Genomic DNA, 17,812 nt, shown 5'->3' with positions numbered 1-17,812 from the left:
TTTGCTGGAAGTGCGAATCGGCGTCCATCGCCCGCCCTACTCGACGTCCTGTTCACCGATCGGCGCCGACCCCAGGTTCTTCGCGACGGCACCGGTCAACGAGCCCTGGTGGCGGCGCGAGATGATCCGGGCGTCCTGGGTGGCCGGGCCGGGGGCTGGGACGAAGACGGCCTCGCGGTAGTAGCGCAGTTCCTCGATGGACTCCTGGATGTCGGCCAGCGCACGGTGGTTGCCGGACTTCGCGGGGGAGTTGTAGTAGGCCTTCGGGAACCAGCGGCGGCTCAGCTCCTTGATGGAACTGACGTCGACGTTGCGGTAGTGGACGAAGCCCTCCAGCTCTGGCATGTCCCGAGCCAAAAAGGCGCGGTCGGTGCCGATGGAGTTGCCCGCCAGGGGCGCCTTGCGGGGTGCCGGGACGTGCTCGCGGATGTAGCTGAGCACCATCTCTTCGGCCTCACGCATGCTGATGCCGTGCGGCAGGTCCTCCAGCAGGCCCGAGGTGGTGTGCATCTCTCGGACGAAGTCGCCCATCTGCTCCAACGCCTGGTCCGACGGCTTGATGATCAGGTCGACGCCCTCACCCAGCACGTTCAGTTCCGAGTCGGTGACCAGGGCGGCCACCTCGATCAGGGCATCGGCACCCAGGTTGAGGCCGGTCATCTCGCAGTCGACCCAGACCAGGGTCTCGCTGGTAACACTCACCGTTGTCGGCTCCTTGGGCAGTGGTGGCGCGGGGCGCCCCAGGCAGGACTCGAACCTGCGCACTACAGATTAGAAGGCTGTCGCTCTATCCGCTGAGCTACTGGGGCTCGGCCCGAAAGGGCCTCAGCAAGCATATCCCGGTCCGATCCGGCCGGGCGCTACGCTGGGGCCCATGGCCACCACTGCGAGACTTGAGCGTCGGGCGCGCGTGCTCAACGGCATTCCGCGCAAGCCGGACCTCAGCAAGCCCCGCGCCCTGCGGTTGGCCAGGAACCCGTGGATCTGGTCGACCATCCTGCTCGCGCTGATCAGCTTCATCGGGCTGTGGGACATGTACGCCATGATGCATCCCGACGTCGTCGTCGAGGGTGGCGTCATCCCCGGCATCCAGAACCAGTCGTTCATCCTGGCCGCGAAGTACGCGTGGCCCACCGCTGCCGTCTACGTGGTCCTGTTCATCCTGCTCGACCGCTTCCGCCGGCAGAACATCTGGATGTACATCACGGCCTTCCTGTGGGGCGGGGCGATGTCGACCTGGTTCAGCATCTACGTCAACACGTGGATGGGCGAAATGCTGGGGGTCACCGGCGCCGATCCCAGCACCGGGTCCCGCTCGGCCGTCTTCTCGGCGCCCTTCGTGGAGGAGGCCGTCAAGGTGTCCTTCCTGTTCTTCCTGGCGATCATGGCCCGCTACCGGCTGGTCAGCAGCCTGCAGATGGTCAGCATGGCCGGCATCAACGCCATCGGTTTCGCCTTCGTCGAGAACATCGTCTACTACTCCCGGGCCCACAACTTCGCCACCCTGACCCCGCAGATCGCCGACCCGGACGCCGCGGTGCTCGACCTGGTCATGCTGCGCGGCGTCTACACCTCGTTCGGGCACCCACTGTTCACCAGCCTGGCGGCCTTCGGCATCGTCGTGGGGCTGCGCCACCGCGCCAAGGTCGTCCGGATCTGCGCGCCGCTGGCCGGCTTCGCCTTCGCCGCGCTGGGCCACATGGCCTTCAACGGCATCGCCTCGATCATCCCCGAGGACAAGATCCGGATGTACTGGTTCATCGGCCTGGGCGTGGTCGCCATGATCATCATCACCCTGATCGGCCACGCCATCGCCGAGGGACGACGCATCCGCGCCCGGCTCACCGACTACGTCCGGATGGGCTGGCTGCAGCCGTCGGACCCGTTCATGTACTCGCGCACCCGCAGCCGGGTCGCCATGATCACCATCGCCCTGTTCCAGCCGCGTCGGCTGCCGGCCACCCTCACCGTGATGAGGCACATGACCGACCTGGCCTACCTGCGCGACAGCATGACCCGTGGCCTGATCGACGAGGCCGGCTACGAACGTGCCCGTGACCTGATGGAGGAGATCGAGGCGCTGCGCCCGGTGGCCGTCACCTCGAATGCCCACGGCGAGAAGATCGTCTGGCCCAGGGTGAAGCTGCCCAACCGTCTGCGCGGCGCCCTGCCGGCGCGGGTGCCGGTCAATGCCAGCCCCGTCAACCCCCAATGGGCGCCCCCCGGCGGCCGCTGAGGAAGCACCGCACCGTTGCCTCGAGGAGATGGTGACCGGTTGCGGCCAAGCCGGGCCGCGGCATGTCATTGTGGTCTGCGTGTCGACGAATGATCTGGTCCAGTCGCTGACGGCGCTGCGCGCGCAACTGGCCGCCGTGCAGCTGCCCCTGCCGCTGCCCGGCGCGCAGGCACAGCAGCGCACCGCCCGTGCCATGACCGAGCAGTTGGACGACTACATCCTGCCGCGGCTGGCGAGCATCGACGCGCCCCTGCTGTGCGTGGTCGGCGGCTCGACCGGCGCCGGGAAGTCGACGTTGGTCAACACCCTGCTCGGTGCCCAGGTGACCCGGCCCGGGGTCATCCGTCCCACCACCCGCAGCCCTGTGCTGGTCCACCACCCCGAGGACGTCGCGTGGTTCAACGACGACCGCATCCTTCCCGGGCTGATCCGCTCAACCGTCTCGACCCAGGACGCCCGCTCACTGCAACTGGTGGCAGACCCGACGCTGCCGAAGGGACTGGCCCTGGTCGACGCGCCCGACGTGGACTCGGTCGTCGAGCAGAACCGGGCACTGGCCGCGCAGTTGCTGCAGGCCGCCGACCTGTGGCTGTTCGTCACCTCTGCGGCCCGCTACGCCGACGCGGTGCCATGGGAATACCTGCGCCAGGCCGTCCAGCGTCGCGCCGCGGTGGCGGTCGTCCTGAACAGGGTGCCGCCGGCGGCCATGGCCGAGGTGCCGCCGCACCTGGGCCAGATGATGACTGAGCGCGGGCTGGGCGACTCGGCGCTGTTCGCGGTGCCCGAGACCGCCACCGACGAGCAGGGAATGCTGCCCGATTCCGCCGTCTCGCCGATCCGCACCTGGCTGGCCGACCTGGCCGCCGACCAGGGCACCAAGGCCGCCGTCGTCATGCAGACCCTGGACGGGGCCATCGCGAACCTGGTCGCGCAGGCACCAGTGGTCGCCGCCGCCGCGGACGAGCAGACCCAGGCGCTGGTGCAGATCCGCGAGGATGCCCTTTCCTCGTTCGTGGAGGCCAGCCGTGCCGTCGCCGTCCAGACCGCCGACGGCACCCTGCTGCGCGGTGAGGTGCTGGCCCGGTGGCACGAACTGGTCGGCACCGGTGAGTTCATGCGCGCCGTGGAGCAGAAGATCAGCTGGCTGCGCGATCGGGCCTGGGCCGCCATCGTGGGCAGGCCACCCGAGGTCGACAACATGAAGGTCGCCGTCGAGAACGGACTGGAGGCGCTGGTCCGCGAAGAGGGCAATGCCGCCGCGGAACGCGCCGAGGCGGCCTGGCGGGCCAACCCGGCCGGCCGTGACCTGCTGGAACGGCACCTGGCAGCCGGTGGTGAGGACCTGGCTCGGGCCTCGTCCGGCTTCCCGACGGCGGTGGCGCGGATGGTGCGCGACTGGCAGGGTGACGTCATCGACCTGGTCACCAACGAGGGCATGACCAAGCGCTCCCGGGCCCGGCTGATGGCCTTCGGGGTCAACGGTGCCGGGGTGGCATTGATGGTGGTCATCTTCGCCCACACCGGTGGCCTGACCGGCGCCGAGATCGGCGTCGCCGGGGGCACCTCGGTGATCGCCCAACGCCTGCTGGAGGCACTCATCGGCGATGACGCCGTGCGCGCCCTCGCCACCCGGGCCAAGGCCGACCTGGACGCCCGCGTGCAGGCGCTGCTCGCCGGCGAGTACGCCCGCTACGAAGCAGTCCTGGACGCGGCCGTCAACCCCGACCAGGTCGAGGGGCTGCGACAGGCCATCGCCGCGGTGCAGTCGGTGCGCGGGGACGACGACCGGGCCCTTCCCGGCGGGGCCAGCCTCGAACTCGAGTCCGGGGGACCGGCGGCCATCGGACCGGGCGAGCAGCCGCAGGTCGTCACCATGAACCAGCTCGCCCCCGGGAGTGACCTGGGCGGCGCCGAACAGGTTCAGGCCGAACTCCTGCAGTCCAGACCCGAACCACGCCAATCGGGGGGCGACCGATGAGCAAGCAGCGTCGCCTGCCCGAACGTCTGGTCGCCCTGAGGCAGGCAGCCGAACTGGCCCGGGGCCGATCCGACGACCATCTGGTCGACCGCGCCGAACAGGTGGCCACCAAGGCCGACGGGCGACTCGCCTTCAGCGGTGACCACACCGTCGTCGCACTCGCCGGTGCCACCGGATCGGGCAAGTCCTCGGCCTTCAATGCCATCACCGGTGCCGAGATCGCCGAACCGGGAGTGCGCCGACCCACCACCTCCAAGGCGCTGGCGGCAACCTTCGGAGCGGCACCAAGTTCCGACCTGCTCGACTGGCTCGACGTGCCCCGACGCCAGGTCGTCGCCGAGGTCCCGAAGGGACTTGACGGTCTGGTGCTGCTCGACCTGCCCGACCACGACTCGACACAGACGCAGCACCGGGTCGAGGCCGACCGGTTGGTCGAACTGGTTGACATGCTGATCTGGGTGGTCGACCCGCAGAAGTACGCCGACGCCGCCCTGCACGACCACTACCTCAAACCCATGAGGCACTACGCCGCCACGATGGTGGTGCTGCTGAACCAGGTCGACACCCTCACCCCGCAGCAGGTCGAGGACTGCCTGGCCGACCTGCGCCGACTGCTCGACTCGGAGGGCTTGTCCGGGGTGCGGGTGTTCGGCGTCTCGGCGCGCACCGGGCAGGGCATCGACCAGGTGCGGGCGCTGCTGGCGAAGGTCGTCAAGGACAAGTCCGCGGCCGCGCAGCGTCTGGGCCAGGACGTGTCCGAGGCGGCTGACGGGCTGCGCGAGGGCCTGGGTGCCGGCACGGCCGGCGCCGTGTCCGGGGCCGCGCAGAAGCAACTGGTCCGCTCACTTGCCGGCGCCTCCGGGGTGGACGTGGTGGTTGAGGCGACGCTGCAGGCGACCCGCCGCCGGGGCGCAGTGGTCACCGGATGGCCGGCGCTCAGCTGGATCGGGTCGCTGCGTCCCGATCCGCTGCGCCGACTGCGACTGGGCGCCCTGCCCAAGGCCACCAGCAAGCAGGAGCTGGAGCCGGCTCGGGTGCAACGCACCAACATCGTCCGCGGTGAGGGTGCGTCGAGGGCACGCGTGGACTCCGCGATCCGGGTCGTCTCCGACGACGTCTCCGCGGGCATGCCCCGCGGGTGGGCCGACGCGGTGCGGGCAGCCTCCCGGACCCACCAGGCAGTGCTGCCCGACGACCTGGACCGCGCCGTGGCGACCACCGACCTGGCCATGGACCGCGGCTTCGGCTACTGGCGCGCCATCCAGGTCGTCCAATGGGTGCTGATGGCCGCCGTGGTCGTCGGCCTCGGCTGGTTGCTGGTCGACTTCGTGCTGGCCTACTTCCAGATGCCGCCGTTGCCAACGCGTCAATGGCGTGGGGTTCCGGTGCAGACCTGGCTCGTCGTCGGTGGTGTGGCCGCCGGCCTGCTGTTGGGTCTGATCAGCCGGGTCCTGGTCGAGGTCACCGCCCGATCGAAGGGGCGACGGGCCCAGACGGTGTTGAACCGCTCGATCACCCGGGTGGCCGAGGAGAAGGTGATCGGACCGGTCAACGCGGAGCTGGCGAGATACCGGCAGTCAGTCGAACAGGCCGACCTGGCCCGCTGAGCCGAGTCGTCCGCTGAGCCGAGTTGTCCACAGAGTGTTGTCCGTTCGACGACGGGCGGCACGAGGGGCCCATGGTCGGTGCGCACCCACTGCCGCACTCTTGAGGAGAACCCATGGACGCACTGATCACCCTGTCGGGCAATGTCGGCACCGACGTCGAATTCACCCAGGGCGAGGGCTGGAGCTATGCCCGCTTCCGACTGGCCTGCACGCCACGCTTCCTGCGCAACGGGGAGTGGACAGACGGTGAGACCACCTGGATCAACGTCCGGGTCAGCCACCGCACCGCCGTCAACGTCAAGGAGTCGATTCGCAAGGGCGACCCGGTCCTGGTCACCGGCAAGCTGCGCACCCACGCCTGGACCAATGGTGACGGCGAACGCTTCGACCGCCTGGTGGTCGAGGCGACGTCGCTGGGGCACGACCTGACCCGCGGCACCACGTCGTTCACCAAGAACGAGCGCTCCGAAGCCGAGCCGAGGGGTGGTGAGGATGACGGTGACGACTCGGCGACTGCCGAGGTCACCGCGGCCAAGGTGGCGTGAGCCCGAACGGTGGTGCGGGCCGGTTCGTCGGGGTACTGGCATACTTGACCACGGCCCGCACACCCTCCACCAAAGGAAATGACCTTCTCGATGGCTGAGTACATCTACACCATGCACAACGTCCGCAAGTCGGCCGGTGACAAGGTGATCCTCGACAACGTCACGTTGTCATTCCTGCCCGGGGCAAAGATCGGCGTGGTCGGCCCGAACGGGGCTGGCAAGTCGACGATGCTGAAACTGATGGCCGGTCTGGACAAGCCCAACAACGGTGAAGCCCAGCTCGCGAAGGGCGCCACCGTCGGCATCCTGCTGCAGGAGCCGCCGCTCACCGAGGACAAGACCGTCTGGGAGAACGTCGAAGAGGCCGTCGCCGAGACCAAGCAGATGCTGAGGCGCTTCAACGAGATCTCCGACAGCTTCGGTGACCCGGACGCCGACTTCGATGCCCTGATGGACGAGATGGGCAAGCTGCAGACCGAGCTGGACGTCCGCAACGCCTGGGACGTCGACACCCAGCTGGAGCAGGCCATGGAGGCGCTGCGCTGCCCGCCCGGCGACACCCCCGTCAACGTGCTGTCCGGTGGTGAGCGCCGTCGCGTCGCGCTGTGCAAGCTGCTGCTGCAGCAGCCGGACCTGCTGCTGCTCGACGAGCCCACCAACCACCTGGACGCCGAGTCGGTGAACTGGTTGGAGAGCCACCTGAAGTCCTACCCCGGCGCCGTCCTGGCCGTCACCCACGACCGGTACTTCCTCGACAACGTGGCCAGCTGGATCTGCGAGATCGACCGTGGTCGCCTGCACCCCTACGAGGGCAACTACTCCACCTACCTCGAGACCAAGCGCAAGCGCCTGCAGATCGAGGGCCAGAAGGACGCCAAGCGCGCCAAGATCCTGGAGCGCGAACTCGAATGGGTGCGGTCGAGCCCCAAGGCCCGCCAGGCCAAGAGCAAGGCCCGTCTGGCCCGCTACGAAGAAATGGCCACCGAGGCCGAACGCAACCGCAAGATCGACACCGGCGAGATCAACATCCCCGCCGGCCCCCGGTTGGGCGCCGACGTGCTGCAGGCCGTCGACCTGCAGAAGGGCTTCGGCGATCGCATCCTGATCGACGACCTGTCCTTCACCCTGCCCCGCGCCGGCATCGTGGGCATCATCGGGCCCAATGGCGTTGGCAAGTCGACCCTGTTCAAGATGGTGGTCGGCGAGGAGCAGCCCGACGACGGCCAGCTGAAGGTCGGCTCGACCGTCTCGTTCAGCTACGTCGACCAGAGCCGCTCCGGGCTCGACCCGCAGAAGAACGTGTGGGAGGTCGTCTCCGACGGCCTCGACTTCATCAAGGTGGCCAACTTCGAGATGCCCTCGCGGGCCTACGTCGCCAGCTTCGGCTTCAAGGGTCCCGACCAGCAGAAGAAGGCCGGGGTGCTGTCCGGTGGTGAACGCAACCGGCTGAACCTGGCCCTGACGCTGAAGATGGGCGGCAACGTGCTGCTGCTCGACGAGCCGACCAACGACCTGGACGTGGAGACCCTCTCGTCGCTGGAGGACGCGCTGCTCGAGTTCCCCGGCTGCGCCGTCGTCATCTCCCACGACCGCTGGTTCCTCGACCGCACCGCCACCCACATCCTCGCCTGGGAGGGCACCGACGAGAACGAGGCCAAGTGGTTCTGGTTCGAGGGCAACTTCCAGGACTACGAGGCCAACAAGATCGAACGGCTGGGTGCCGAGGCTGCTCGCCCGCACGCCTCCAAGCACCGCCGCCTCACCCGCGACTGAGTTGTTCGCGGGGGATGACCCCCTGCACCCCCACCGCGGACTCAACGCCTCGGCCAACCGGCCGGGGCGTTGTCATGTCTGCATCCGACGGCAACGCCCGCTAGCGTGGAGGCGTGAAGCTTCCTGCCAACAACGACGCCCACGCGCCTCATCCGACCTCAGCTGACGTGACCGAGGAGCTCCCCGAGATCAACTTCGACGAGCAGTTCTTCGCCGCCCGCCCGTCGCGGCTGCGGCCGAAGGCATTGCGCCGGAAGATCACCAACAACCCGATGGTGCCGCCGTTCGAGGCGACCGGTTCGAACGCCGCCTACGTGGCGTGGCTCGAAGAGCAGTCGATGCTGCACGATGCCGAGCAGATTTCGCGCCAGCTCGCCGGCAAGCACTCGATGTGGTCCAACCCCTACGCCTACCCCGACCCGCGCGCGGCGCTGGCCCGGGCCTCGGTCTGGTACACGGCCTACCCGTTGTCCCACATCACCAAGCCAGGGGAGTCGTTCCTCAGCTCGATCGGCTCCATCGAACTGTGGGAGGCGTTCAAGGCGATCGGCATTGACGCCATCCACACCGGCCCGGTGAAGCTGGCCGGTGGCGTCAAGGGCTGGGACCCCACCCCCAGCGTCGACGGTCACTTCGACCGCATCTCGATGGCCATCGACCCGCTGTTCGGCACCGAGGACGAGTTCCGGGCACTCAGCGAGACCGCCGCCCGGATGGGCGGCACCGTCATCGACGACATCGTTCCCGGTCACACCGGCAAGGGCCCAGACTTCCGGCTCGCCGAACTGAACTACCACGACTACCCGGGCATCTTCCACATGATCGACATTCCCGAGGAGGCCTGGCACCTGTTGCCCGAGGTCCCCCCGGGCCGGGACTCGATCAACCTCACCCCCGAGGCCGAGCAGGCACTGGCCGAGGCGGGCTACATCATCGGCGCATTGCAGCGGGTCATCTTCTACGAACCGGGCGTCAAGGAGACCAACTGGTCGGCCACCCCGCCGATCCGCGACTACAAGGGCACCGTGCGCCGCTGGGTCTACCTGCACTACTTCAAGGAGGGCCAGCCCACCATCAACTGGCTCGACCCCACCTGCTCGGGCATGCGGCTGGTCATGGGTGACGCCCTGCACTCCCTGCTCGACCTGGGCACCGGCGGCCTGCGACTGGACGCCAATGGCTTCCTCGGGGTCGAGCGCAGCGTCGATGCACCCGGCTGGTCCGAGGGCCACCCGCTGTCATTGGCGGCCAACCAGTTGATCGGTTCCCTGGTCCGCAAGGTGGGAGGGTTCACCTTCCAGGAGCTGAACCTGGCCATCGACGACATCCAGCAGACCGGCGCCGTCGGCCCCGACCTGTCCTACGACTTCATCACCCGCCCCGCCGCCCAGGTGGCGCTGGCCACCGGCGACACCGAGTTCCTGCGCCTGGTGCTGCGTGAGGCCATGGCCATCGGCATCGACCAGGCGGCGCTGGTCCACGCCCTGCAGAACCACGACGAGTTGACCTACGAGCTGGTCCACTTCGCAGCCGCGCACCGCGACGACGTCTACCACTTCGGCGGCGAGGAGTACACCGGCCACCGGCTCGCCGAGCACATCCGGCAGACCATGCGCGACACGCTGACCGGCGAGGCCGCCCCCTACAACGCCATCTTCACCACCAATGGCATCGCCAGCACCACCGCCTCCATCGTCGCCGCCAGCCTGGGCATCACCGACCTGGACGAGATCACCGACGGCGTGACCCGCCGCATCATGGCCGCCCACCTGCTGTTGTGCAAGTACAACGCCTGGCAGCCCGGGGTCTTCGCCCTGTCCGGCTGGGACCTCGTCGGGGCGCTGCCGCTGCCCCGCGAGCAGGTCAAGGCCCTGATCAGCAATGGCGACACCCGATGGATCGAACGCGGGGCCTACGACGTGCTGGGCGTCGCCCCCGAGGCGACCGCGTCCGCATCCGGGCTTCCCCGCGCCCGCAGCCTGTACGGCTCGCTGCCCGAGCAGCTCAAGCGCGAGACCTCGTTCGCCAGCCGACTGGCCGACGTGCTCAAGGTGCGCAAGCGCAACCGGCTGGACTCGGCCAAGCTCATCGACGTGCCCGAGGTGGGCAACAAGTCGCTGCTGGTGATGATCAACGAGCTCGAGACCGGGTTGACCCAGATCACCGTCCTCAACTTCGGCGCCGAGAAGATCGAGGCCCGCATCCAGTCCGAGGTGCTGCGCCCCGGCCGCGTCTTCGACCTGAGCACCCGCCGCAAGGTGGGCGTGGTCGACGACCTCAAGGGGTTCAACCTGGAACTGCCCGCCTTCGCCGGTTACGCCTTGGTCGTGCGCGACTGAGGGTCCCCGGCCCCGTCCTGGTGGGTCGCGAGCAGCTGGGCCAGCGACATTGAGTCGCGCTGCTCCAGGTCGGCGACCTGCTTGCGGCAGCTGAACCCGTCGGCCAACACAATCGCGTCGGGGTGGGCGCGCAGCGCCGGCAGCAGCGCGGTCTGCGCCACCGCGACCGAGGTGTCGTAGTGGCCCACCTCGACGCCCCAGTTGCCCGCCAGCCCGCAGCAGCCGCCGAGGGTGATCACCTCGGCACCGGTGGCGGCCAGGACCTTGGCGTCGGCCTGCCACCCCAGGATGGAGGCGTGGTGGCAGTGCGGCTGGACGATGATCGTGTGGCCGGCCAGGTCGGGGGCGGTCCAGCCCTCGTTTCGGCCGATCAGTTCGGCCAGGGTCAGGATCGACTCAGAGACGGTCTGCACCCGCGGGTCGTCGTGCAGCAGTTCCGGGGCGTCGCTGCGCCACACCGCCAGGCATGAGGGTTCCATGCCGATGATGGGTGTGCCCGAGGCAGCGATTGGGTGCAGCACGTCCAGGGCGGTGCGCAGCTGCTTCCTGGCGCCGTCGAGTTGGCCCGTGGTGATCCAGGTCAGGCCGCAGCAGGCGTCCTGCTGCAGCACCTCGGGGGCATACCCCAGCGACTCCAGCACCTGCACCAGGCTGGCCAACTGCTGGCCCACGAAGGCGTCGACGAAGGAGTCCACCCAGACCACCACCCGGGGGCGGCCGGCGGCCGGGGCGGGTCGGGCGAACTGGCGGCGGGCGCCACGTCCGCTGCGGAAGGTGGGCAGTGGGCGTCGCTGGTCGACGCCGGCGGCCCACTTGGCGGCCTGTGACAAGCCGGGGACGCGCAGGGCGAGGTTGGCCAATGCCCCCAGACCCGGCAGGCGTCCCATCAACCGGCCCCAGCGGGGCAGCCATCCCATCGAGTAGTGCGACCGGGGACGCAGCCGTCCTCGGTAGGACTCGTGCAGCACGCGGGTCTTGTAGGCGGCCATGTCGATGCCGGTGGGGCAGTCGCGGGCGCATCCCTTGCAGCTGAGGCACAGGTCGAGGGCCTCGTGCACCTCCGGCGAGCGCCACCCCTGCGAGACCAAGGACCCGTTGACCATTTCCTGCAGGATCCGGGAGCGGCCGCGCGTGGAGTCCTTCTCGTCGCGGGTCGCCTGGAACGAGGGGCACATCACCTGACCGCCGGCCATCCCGTCGGCCAGGCACTTGCCCACCCCCGAGCACTGGTGCACGGCCTCGACGAACTCGGGGTGGCTGGTGCGCAGCGGCGAGGTGACCGTCGCCGAGACGCGAATGTCGGCAGCCACCGGACGCGGGTCGACCAGCACGCCGGGGTTGAGCAGGTTGTCCGGGTCGAAGATGGCCTTGACCTGACCGAACAGGTCGATCACCTCGGGGCTGAACATGCGCGGCAGCAGCGCCGAGCGGGCACGACCGTCGCCGTGCTCACCCGACATGGACCCGCCGAGGCTCGCCACCAGGTCGGCGGCCTGCTCGACGAAGACCCGGTAGGCCTCGTCGCCGCCCTCCTGGTCGAGGGGGAAATCGATGCGGCAGTGGACGCAGCCGTCACCGAAGTGGCCGTAGGGCAGGCCGTGCAGGCCGTGGCTCTCCAGCAGGGCGTCGAACCGGCGCAGGTACTCGCCCAGGTGTTCGACCGGCACCGAGGCATCCTCCCAGCCGGGGAAGGCCGGCCGCTCGAGGCTGACCCCAGCCAGCCCGGCGCCATCGGAGCGGATCTTCCACAAGGCCTTGACGATGATCGGGTCGTCGACCAGCCACGCCTCCAGCGCGTCCGCGGCCGCCACCATGGCCTCGGCCCGGGCGCGCACCTCGGCGGGGTCGTCACCGACGAGTTCGACGAAGACCCAGCCGTCACCGGCCGGCAGGGGCGGCACGGCGTCGGGACCCTTGCTGCGCACCACCACGTCGACGATGCGACGGTCCATGCCCTCGGCGGCGGTCGGACGGAACCTGGCCAACGCCGGCATCGCGTCAGCGGCCGCAGCCATCGACGGATAGCCCAGGGCCACCATCTGCTTGACGGGGGCATCGGCGACCAGACGGACGGTGGCGCGGGTGATGATGCCCAGGGTGCCCTCCGAGCTGGCCATGAACCGGGCCAGGTCGAACTTCTTCTCGGGCAGCAGCCAGCTCATCGCATAGCCCGAGCCCATCCGCGAGAAGGTGCCCAGTTCGGTGCGGATCGTCCCCAGGTGGGCACCGACCAGGTCCTTCAGCGGCGCCAGCGCCGGCGGTGGCTCGGTCGTGGCGAGCGCCGGATCGGCATGCGGGGACCGCAGGGTGACCAGGTCACCGGTGCCGGTGAGCACCTCGAGTTCGACGATGTTGTCACTGGTGCGCCCGTACCCCATGGCGCGCGGACCGCAAGCGTCGTTGGCGATCATGCCGCCAATGGTGCAGCGCGACGAGGACGACGGGTCGGGGCCAAAGCGCAGCCCGTGCGGGGCGGCGGCCTGCTGCAGGACGTCCTGCACGACGCCGGGTTCGACGGTGGCAGTGCGGGCATGCGGGTCGATGTCCAGGATCCGGTTCAGGTGGCGCGAGACGTCGATGACCAGCCCGGTGCCGATGGCGTTGCCACCACAACTGGTGCCCGCCCCTCGCATGGTGACCGGGACGCCGGCGGCCAGGGCGGCCCGGGCGACGGCGATGAGTTCCTCGCGGGTGCGGGGGAAGGCAACGCCCTCGGGCACGACCCGATAGATCGAGGCATCGGAGCTGTACAGGCCGCGGGTGATCGACGACTGGTCAATGTCGTGACCCTCCAGGACGGTGGTCAGGTGGGGGGCACGGGTCTCGTCTTGCACGCTCACCCGGTGATCATCTCACGGGGGCTTCGAGGCGCGGCCTGCGCTCAGTCGTGGTGGGAACGCAAGGTGGGACGTTCAGAGGGCTGGGCGTTCAACACCGCCTGCATCGCACGTCCGATCGCGGCATAGTCCTCGGGGTCGACGACGTCGATGAAGATGTCGCGCACCGACTGCACGTGGGTGGGGGCAGTGCGGGCGAGCAGCGCGTAGCCCTCATCGGTGAGCCTGGCCAGCACGCCGCGGCCGTCGTCGTTGGCCGGGCGACGCTCGACCAGCCCGTCGTTCTCCATCCGGGCAATGGCGTGGGTGAGCCGGGACCGGGACTGGTGGACGCCTTCGGCCAGCAGCGACATGCGCATCTCCCGGTCGGGGGACTCCGACAGGCTGACCAGGATCTCGTAGTCACCCAGCCCCAGGCCGTGGGGCCGCAGCACCCGGTCGAGGTGGTCGTTGACCCGGGCCCCGCCGAGCAACCAGGCGCGCCAGGTGCGCTGCTGGTCGTCCGTCAGCCACAGGTCGTCGCTGACGGGGCCCTGGTCGGAGGAATCGGATGCCATGGGTCCCAGACTATCGAGCCGACACTCGCGGGCGGCAGGGGGAGCCGTCATGTCTGGCCAGCGACTACCCTGAGCCCCCGAGGAGGAATGTGGTGGACGAGACACAACGCTGGTTCGACGCGTCCGGGCTGGACATCCGCGCCCGCGGCGAGGTGTTCACCGTCGACCTACCGGTGCGCTGGGGCGACATGGACGCCCAGGGGCACGTGAACAACGGCGTCTACTTCGACTACCTGCAGGATGCCCGCGTCGACTTCCTGGTCGCTGGCGGGGTCACCAGCATGCTGGACGGGGTGGTGGCGGTCGCCCACACCATCGAGTACCGGGCGCCGATCACCTACTCGGAGCGTCCGGCCCACGTGCAGATGGTGGTGCTGGAGCGGCGAGCGGCGAAGTTCCGGGTCGGCTACCTGATCGTCCACGACGGCGTGCTGTGCGCCCTGGCGGCGACCACCCTGACCCCGTTCGACATGGTCGCACAGCGTCCCCGCAGGCTGGTCGACGACGAGATCGCCCTGCTTGACCGGCACCGCTGGCAGATCGAGCGTCCCTTCCGGGCACTGCCGAAGCCCGCCCTGCCGGGTCGCGGCCACCGGTCCGAGGTGTTGACCCGCTGGTCGGACGTCGACCGGTTCAACCACGTCAACAATGTGCGGATGTTGGACTTCTTCCAGGAGGGGCGCATCCAGATGACCACCGCTGCCGACCCGCTGGCAGCCCGGATGGGGTCGTCCGGGCCGGCCGAGGGACGTTCGCTGTGGCTGGTGGCCCGTCAGGACGTGGACTACGTCGCCCAGATGTCGTTCCGGCGCGAGCCCTACCCGATGTACACGGCCGTCACCCGGATCGGGAACTCCTCGCTGACGCTGGCCGCCGAGATCGTTGAACCCGAGTCGGGTCAGGTGATCAGTCGCGCGCAGCACGTGATGGTGCGGGCCGACCAGGAGGGGCGTCCGCGCCCGATCGAGGACGCCATGCGGGCGTCCCTGGCACGGTTTGCTGTCTAGGGTCTGGAGGTCGTCGTGACGTCCACGTAACGTGGCGTCATGGCAGGAATCCAGTCCGCAGCCGAGGTGCTCCAGGTCCTCGTCGACGAGGGCGAGTTGCCGGGATTCGTCCTCGGCGTCCGAAAAGATGGCGCCACCGAAATGGTCGCCAGCCACTTCGAGGCGGATGCGCAGTTCCTCCTCACCTCCAACACCAAGCCGATGGCCGGCGCGCTGGCGGTGCGGTTGGTGGAACGGGGCGTCGTCGGGCTGGACGACCCGGTCGCCGAGCACCTGCCCGAGTTCGCCGAGCCGTCGGTGCTGGTCCGTCCTGACGGTCCACTCGAGGAGTGCGTGCCGGCCGAGCGGCCGATCACGCTGCGGCACCTGCTGACCATGACCCCCGGGTTCGGCTGGGTCGCCGAGGAGGGGCCACTGTCCGCGGCGATGGCCGAGCGGGGGGTGCTGCCCGGCCCTTTCCCGCCGCTGATGACCCCCGACGAGTACGTCGCCCGGCTGGCGTCATTGCCGCTGGCCTCCCAGCCGGGGAGCCGCTGGCGCTACCACCACAGCAGTGACGTGCTGGGCGTGCTGTTGGCCCGTGCCACCGGGCACTCGGTGACCGACCTGGTCCGCGAGCACCTCACCGGGCCGCTGGGATTGCGCGACACCGGCTTCGTGGGTGACCCCGCCAGGATGGTCCCGATGGTGGGCGCCGAGGTTCCCGAGGGGCTCTTCACCCGCGCGCCCCTGTTCGAGTCGCTGGCTTGCGGCCTGGTCTCGACGGTCAGCGACTACTTGGTGTTCCTGGAGGCGTTGGCGCACGGGGAGCCGATCCTCAGCCAAGAATCGGCCGCTCAGCTGCGCCAGGACCAGTTGACCCTCGAGTCACGTCCCGGCAGTGAGGGCTTCCTGGCGCCCGGCGGCGGCTACGGATTCCAGGTGGAGGTCCGCCCCGACGGGTCGGTGGGGTGGGCCGGTGGGCTGGGCACCATCGGTTACACCGATCCCGGCAGCGGGACGGCGGCTGCGCTGTTCATGGCGCAGTCGTTCGAGTTGCCCGGCACGGCTCGCGCAGTCGAGGCCTTCTGGACCCTGCTGCGCTGAGCTGAGCCGAGCCGGCGATGCGATGCTCAGGCGGTGCGCAGCCAGACGGCGGCGTCGCTGGGCAGCAGACCATCCTCCAGCGGGATGCTGGCGACGATGACCTCACCCTCGACCGCGACCGGCTGGGAACCGAAGTTCACGACGCACCGGAAACCTGGCTCACGGGTGAACGAGAGCACGTCGTCGTCGGTCTCGTCCCAGACCATGCTGCCCTCGCCGAGCGCCGGGTTCTGGCGACGTTCGGCCAGCAGCGTCCGGTACAGCTCCAGCATTGACCCGGGCATCCCGGTCTGCGCCTCGACCGTGAGGTCGGCCCAGTGGGCCGGCTGCGGCAGCCACGGCTCGGCGTCCACACCGAACCCGAAGGGCTGTTCGGTCCCGGACCACGGGATCGGGACGCGGCATCCGTCGCGACCGCGGCTCGTGTACCCGGAGCGCTTCCAGGTGGGGTCCTGCAGCTTGTCCTCGGGCAGGTCCTCGACCTCCTCCAGGCCGAGTTCCTCACCCTGGTAGACGTAGGCACCGCCGGGCAGGGCGAGCATCAGCAGCGCCGAGGCGCGGGCGCGTCGGCGTCCCAGTGCGAGGTCGGTGGGCGCCTTGGCCAGGGCATCACCCAGGTGCAGTTCGTCCTTCGCCCGATCGGGACCCGAGTAGTCCAGTCCCGACGGCTGCTTGCCGAAGCGGCTCACCGAACGGTAGTTGTCGTGGTTGTTCAGCACCCAGGTGGTGGGGGCACCGACCTCCTCGTGCTCGGCCACGCTCTGCGAGATGACCAGCCGTAGGCTCTGCGGCGTCCAGGCGCTCAACAGGAACTCGAAGTTGAACGAAGAGTGCAGGCGTCCCTCCGCGACGTAGTGGATCCGTCGGTCGCTGGGCAGGTAGGCCTCGGAGACGTAGACCCGAGGGCCCAGCTCGCTGTCGGCGTACTCGTCGGCGATGGCACGCCAGTGCCGCTGGTGCTCGGCCATCGAGGGGCGATCCCACAGGGGTGAACCCTCAAACTTCTCCAGGGTGCCGTAGCCGGTGACGGGGTCGATGGGCAGGTCGGGGAAGTTCTGGTCCTTGAACAGGGAGTCGGCGACGTCAATGCGGAACCCGTCGATGCCGCGGTCGAACCAGAACCTCAGCACGTCGTCGAACATCTCGCTGACGGCCGGGTTCTCCCAGTTCCAGTCGGGCTGTTCGGGGGCGAACATGTGGCAGTACCACTGGCCCGGGGTGCCGTCGGCCTCGACGACGCGCTGCCAGGCACCCCCACCGAACATCGCCCCCCAGTTGGTGGGCGGCTCGTCGCCATTCGGGCCCTTGCCGTCACGGAAGATGAACATGTCGCGTTCGGGTGACCCGGGTCCGGCGGCGAGGGCCGCCTGGAACAGCGGGTGCTCGTTGGAGCAGTGGTTCGGGACGAGGTCGATGATGACCCGGATGCCACGTTCGTGGGCCTGCTGGACGAACTCGTCGGCGTCGGCCAGGGTGCCGAACTCGGGCTTGATGTCGCAGTAGTCGGCGACGTCGTAGCCGCCGTCATGCAGGGGAGAGGGGTACCACGGCGAGACCCACACGGCGTCGACGCCGAGGTCGACCAGGTGGTCGAGGTGGTTGATCATGCCACGGACGTCGCCGGTGCCATCGTTGTTCGAGTCGGCGAAACTGCGCGGGTAGATCTGGTAGACCACGGCACTGCGCCACCACGAATGGTCGCTGAACGAGGAATTCACAAAGCTCCTTGACTGTTGGGGGTCGCCGTCCAGCCTATGGGACATGGGCGGCGAGCACGTCAGGTCGGTGGCAAGCGCGAGCCGACGTTCTGCCCCGGACGCCAAAAGGTCCGGCCAATGCAGTGATTG

12 protein-coding genes and 1 tRNA gene are annotated in these 17,812 nt (G+C 69.2%); 8 read left to right on the top strand and 5 right to left on the bottom strand.

The genetic code is table 11. The features are described 5' to 3' along the window. Window positions 1-36: 36 nt before the first annotated feature. Both orn and IPV09_RS03220 read right to left on the bottom strand, forming a co-directional pair. The gene (orn, locus tag IPV09_RS03225; RefSeq protein WP_370590201.1) at window positions 37-702 is read right to left on the bottom strand and encodes an oligoribonuclease; all 666 of its coding nucleotides are present in this window, start codon (window positions 700-702) and stop codon (window positions 37-39) included. Window positions 703-736: 34 nt separating this feature from the next. Next, window positions 737-809 (bottom strand) — tRNA-Arg (locus IPV09_RS03220). A gap of 65 nt (window positions 810-874) precedes the next feature. Between IPV09_RS03220 and IPV09_RS03215 the strand changes: the two genes are divergently transcribed. The 6 genes from IPV09_RS03215 (at window position 875) to treS (ending at window position 10,478) form a co-directional block, all read left to right on the top strand. After that, entirely contained in the window at window positions 875-2,236 is a 1,362-nt protein-coding gene (locus tag IPV09_RS03215) for a PrsW family intramembrane metalloprotease (protein ID WP_207473657.1), read from the top strand. Window positions 2,237-2,315: 79 nt separating this feature from the next. Then, on the top strand, window positions 2,316-4,214 hold the full coding sequence (locus tag IPV09_RS03210; RefSeq protein WP_207473656.1) for a dynamin family protein: 1,899 nt from the start codon (window positions 2,316-2,318) through the stop codon (window positions 4,212-4,214). Beyond that, on the top strand, window positions 4,211-5,821 hold the full coding sequence (locus tag IPV09_RS03205; protein ID WP_207473650.1) for a GTPase: 1,611 nt from the start codon (window positions 4,211-4,213) through the stop codon (window positions 5,819-5,821). Before IPV09_RS03210 ends, IPV09_RS03205 begins: the two co-directional genes overlap by 4 nt. 113 nt (window positions 5,822-5,934) lie before the next feature. Continuing rightward, on the top strand, window positions 5,935-6,366 hold the full coding sequence (locus tag IPV09_RS03200) for a single-stranded DNA-binding protein (RefSeq protein ID WP_207473649.1): 432 nt from the start codon (window positions 5,935-5,937) through the stop codon (window positions 6,364-6,366). A gap of 90 nt (window positions 6,367-6,456) precedes the next feature. Then, complete coding sequence (ettA, locus tag IPV09_RS03195) at window positions 6,457-8,139, top strand: energy-dependent translational throttle protein EttA (protein ID WP_207473647.1); 1,683 nt, start codon at window positions 6,457-6,459, stop codon at window positions 8,137-8,139. A gap of 113 nt (window positions 8,140-8,252) precedes the next feature. Then, the gene (gene treS, locus IPV09_RS03190; RefSeq protein ID WP_207473645.1) at window positions 8,253-10,478 is read left to right on the top strand and encodes a maltose alpha-D-glucosyltransferase; all 2,226 of its coding nucleotides are present in this window, start codon (window positions 8,253-8,255) and stop codon (window positions 10,476-10,478) included. Here treS and IPV09_RS03185 read toward each other — a convergent pair. Together IPV09_RS03185 and IPV09_RS03180 are read right to left on the bottom strand one after the other, a co-directional pair. Beyond that, window positions 10,454-13,318 (bottom strand): FAD-binding and (Fe-S)-binding domain-containing protein, encoded by a 2,865-nt coding sequence (locus IPV09_RS03185; protein WP_207473643.1) that lies wholly within the window; start codon window positions 13,316-13,318, stop codon window positions 10,454-10,456. The genes treS and IPV09_RS03185 overlap by 25 nt on opposite strands. Before the next feature lie 41 nt (window positions 13,319-13,359). Continuing rightward, window positions 13,360-13,872: a MarR family winged helix-turn-helix transcriptional regulator gene (locus IPV09_RS03180; protein WP_207473642.1), complete on the bottom strand. Its 513-nt coding sequence runs from the start codon at window positions 13,870-13,872 to the stop codon at window positions 13,360-13,362. Window positions 13,873-13,964: 92 nt separating this feature from the next. Between IPV09_RS03180 and IPV09_RS03175 the strand changes: the two genes are divergently transcribed. Both IPV09_RS03175 and IPV09_RS03170 read left to right on the top strand, forming a co-directional pair. After that, complete coding sequence (locus IPV09_RS03175; RefSeq protein WP_207473641.1) at window positions 13,965-14,879, top strand: thioesterase family protein; 915 nt, start codon at window positions 13,965-13,967, stop codon at window positions 14,877-14,879. 39 nt (window positions 14,880-14,918) lie between these two features. After that, entirely contained in the window at window positions 14,919-15,965 is a 1,047-nt protein-coding gene (locus IPV09_RS03170; protein WP_207473640.1) for a serine hydrolase, read from the top strand. 26 nt (window positions 15,966-15,991) lie between these two features. Here IPV09_RS03170 and IPV09_RS03165 read toward each other — a convergent pair whose 3' ends face one another. After that, complete coding sequence (locus IPV09_RS03165; RefSeq protein WP_207473639.1) at window positions 15,992-17,683, bottom strand: glycoside hydrolase family 13 protein; 1,692 nt, start codon at window positions 17,681-17,683, stop codon at window positions 15,992-15,994. Window positions 17,684-17,812 lie beyond the last annotated feature (129 nt).

The sequence above is a fragment of the Tessaracoccus sp. SD287 genome, assembly GCF_017355265.1.
Taxonomy (GTDB): Bacteria; Actinomycetota; Actinomycetes; order Propionibacteriales; family Propionibacteriaceae; genus Aestuariimicrobium.
The sequence above is the reverse complement of the archived record's forward strand: the minus strand, read 5'-3'. Positions and strand labels throughout refer to the sequence as shown.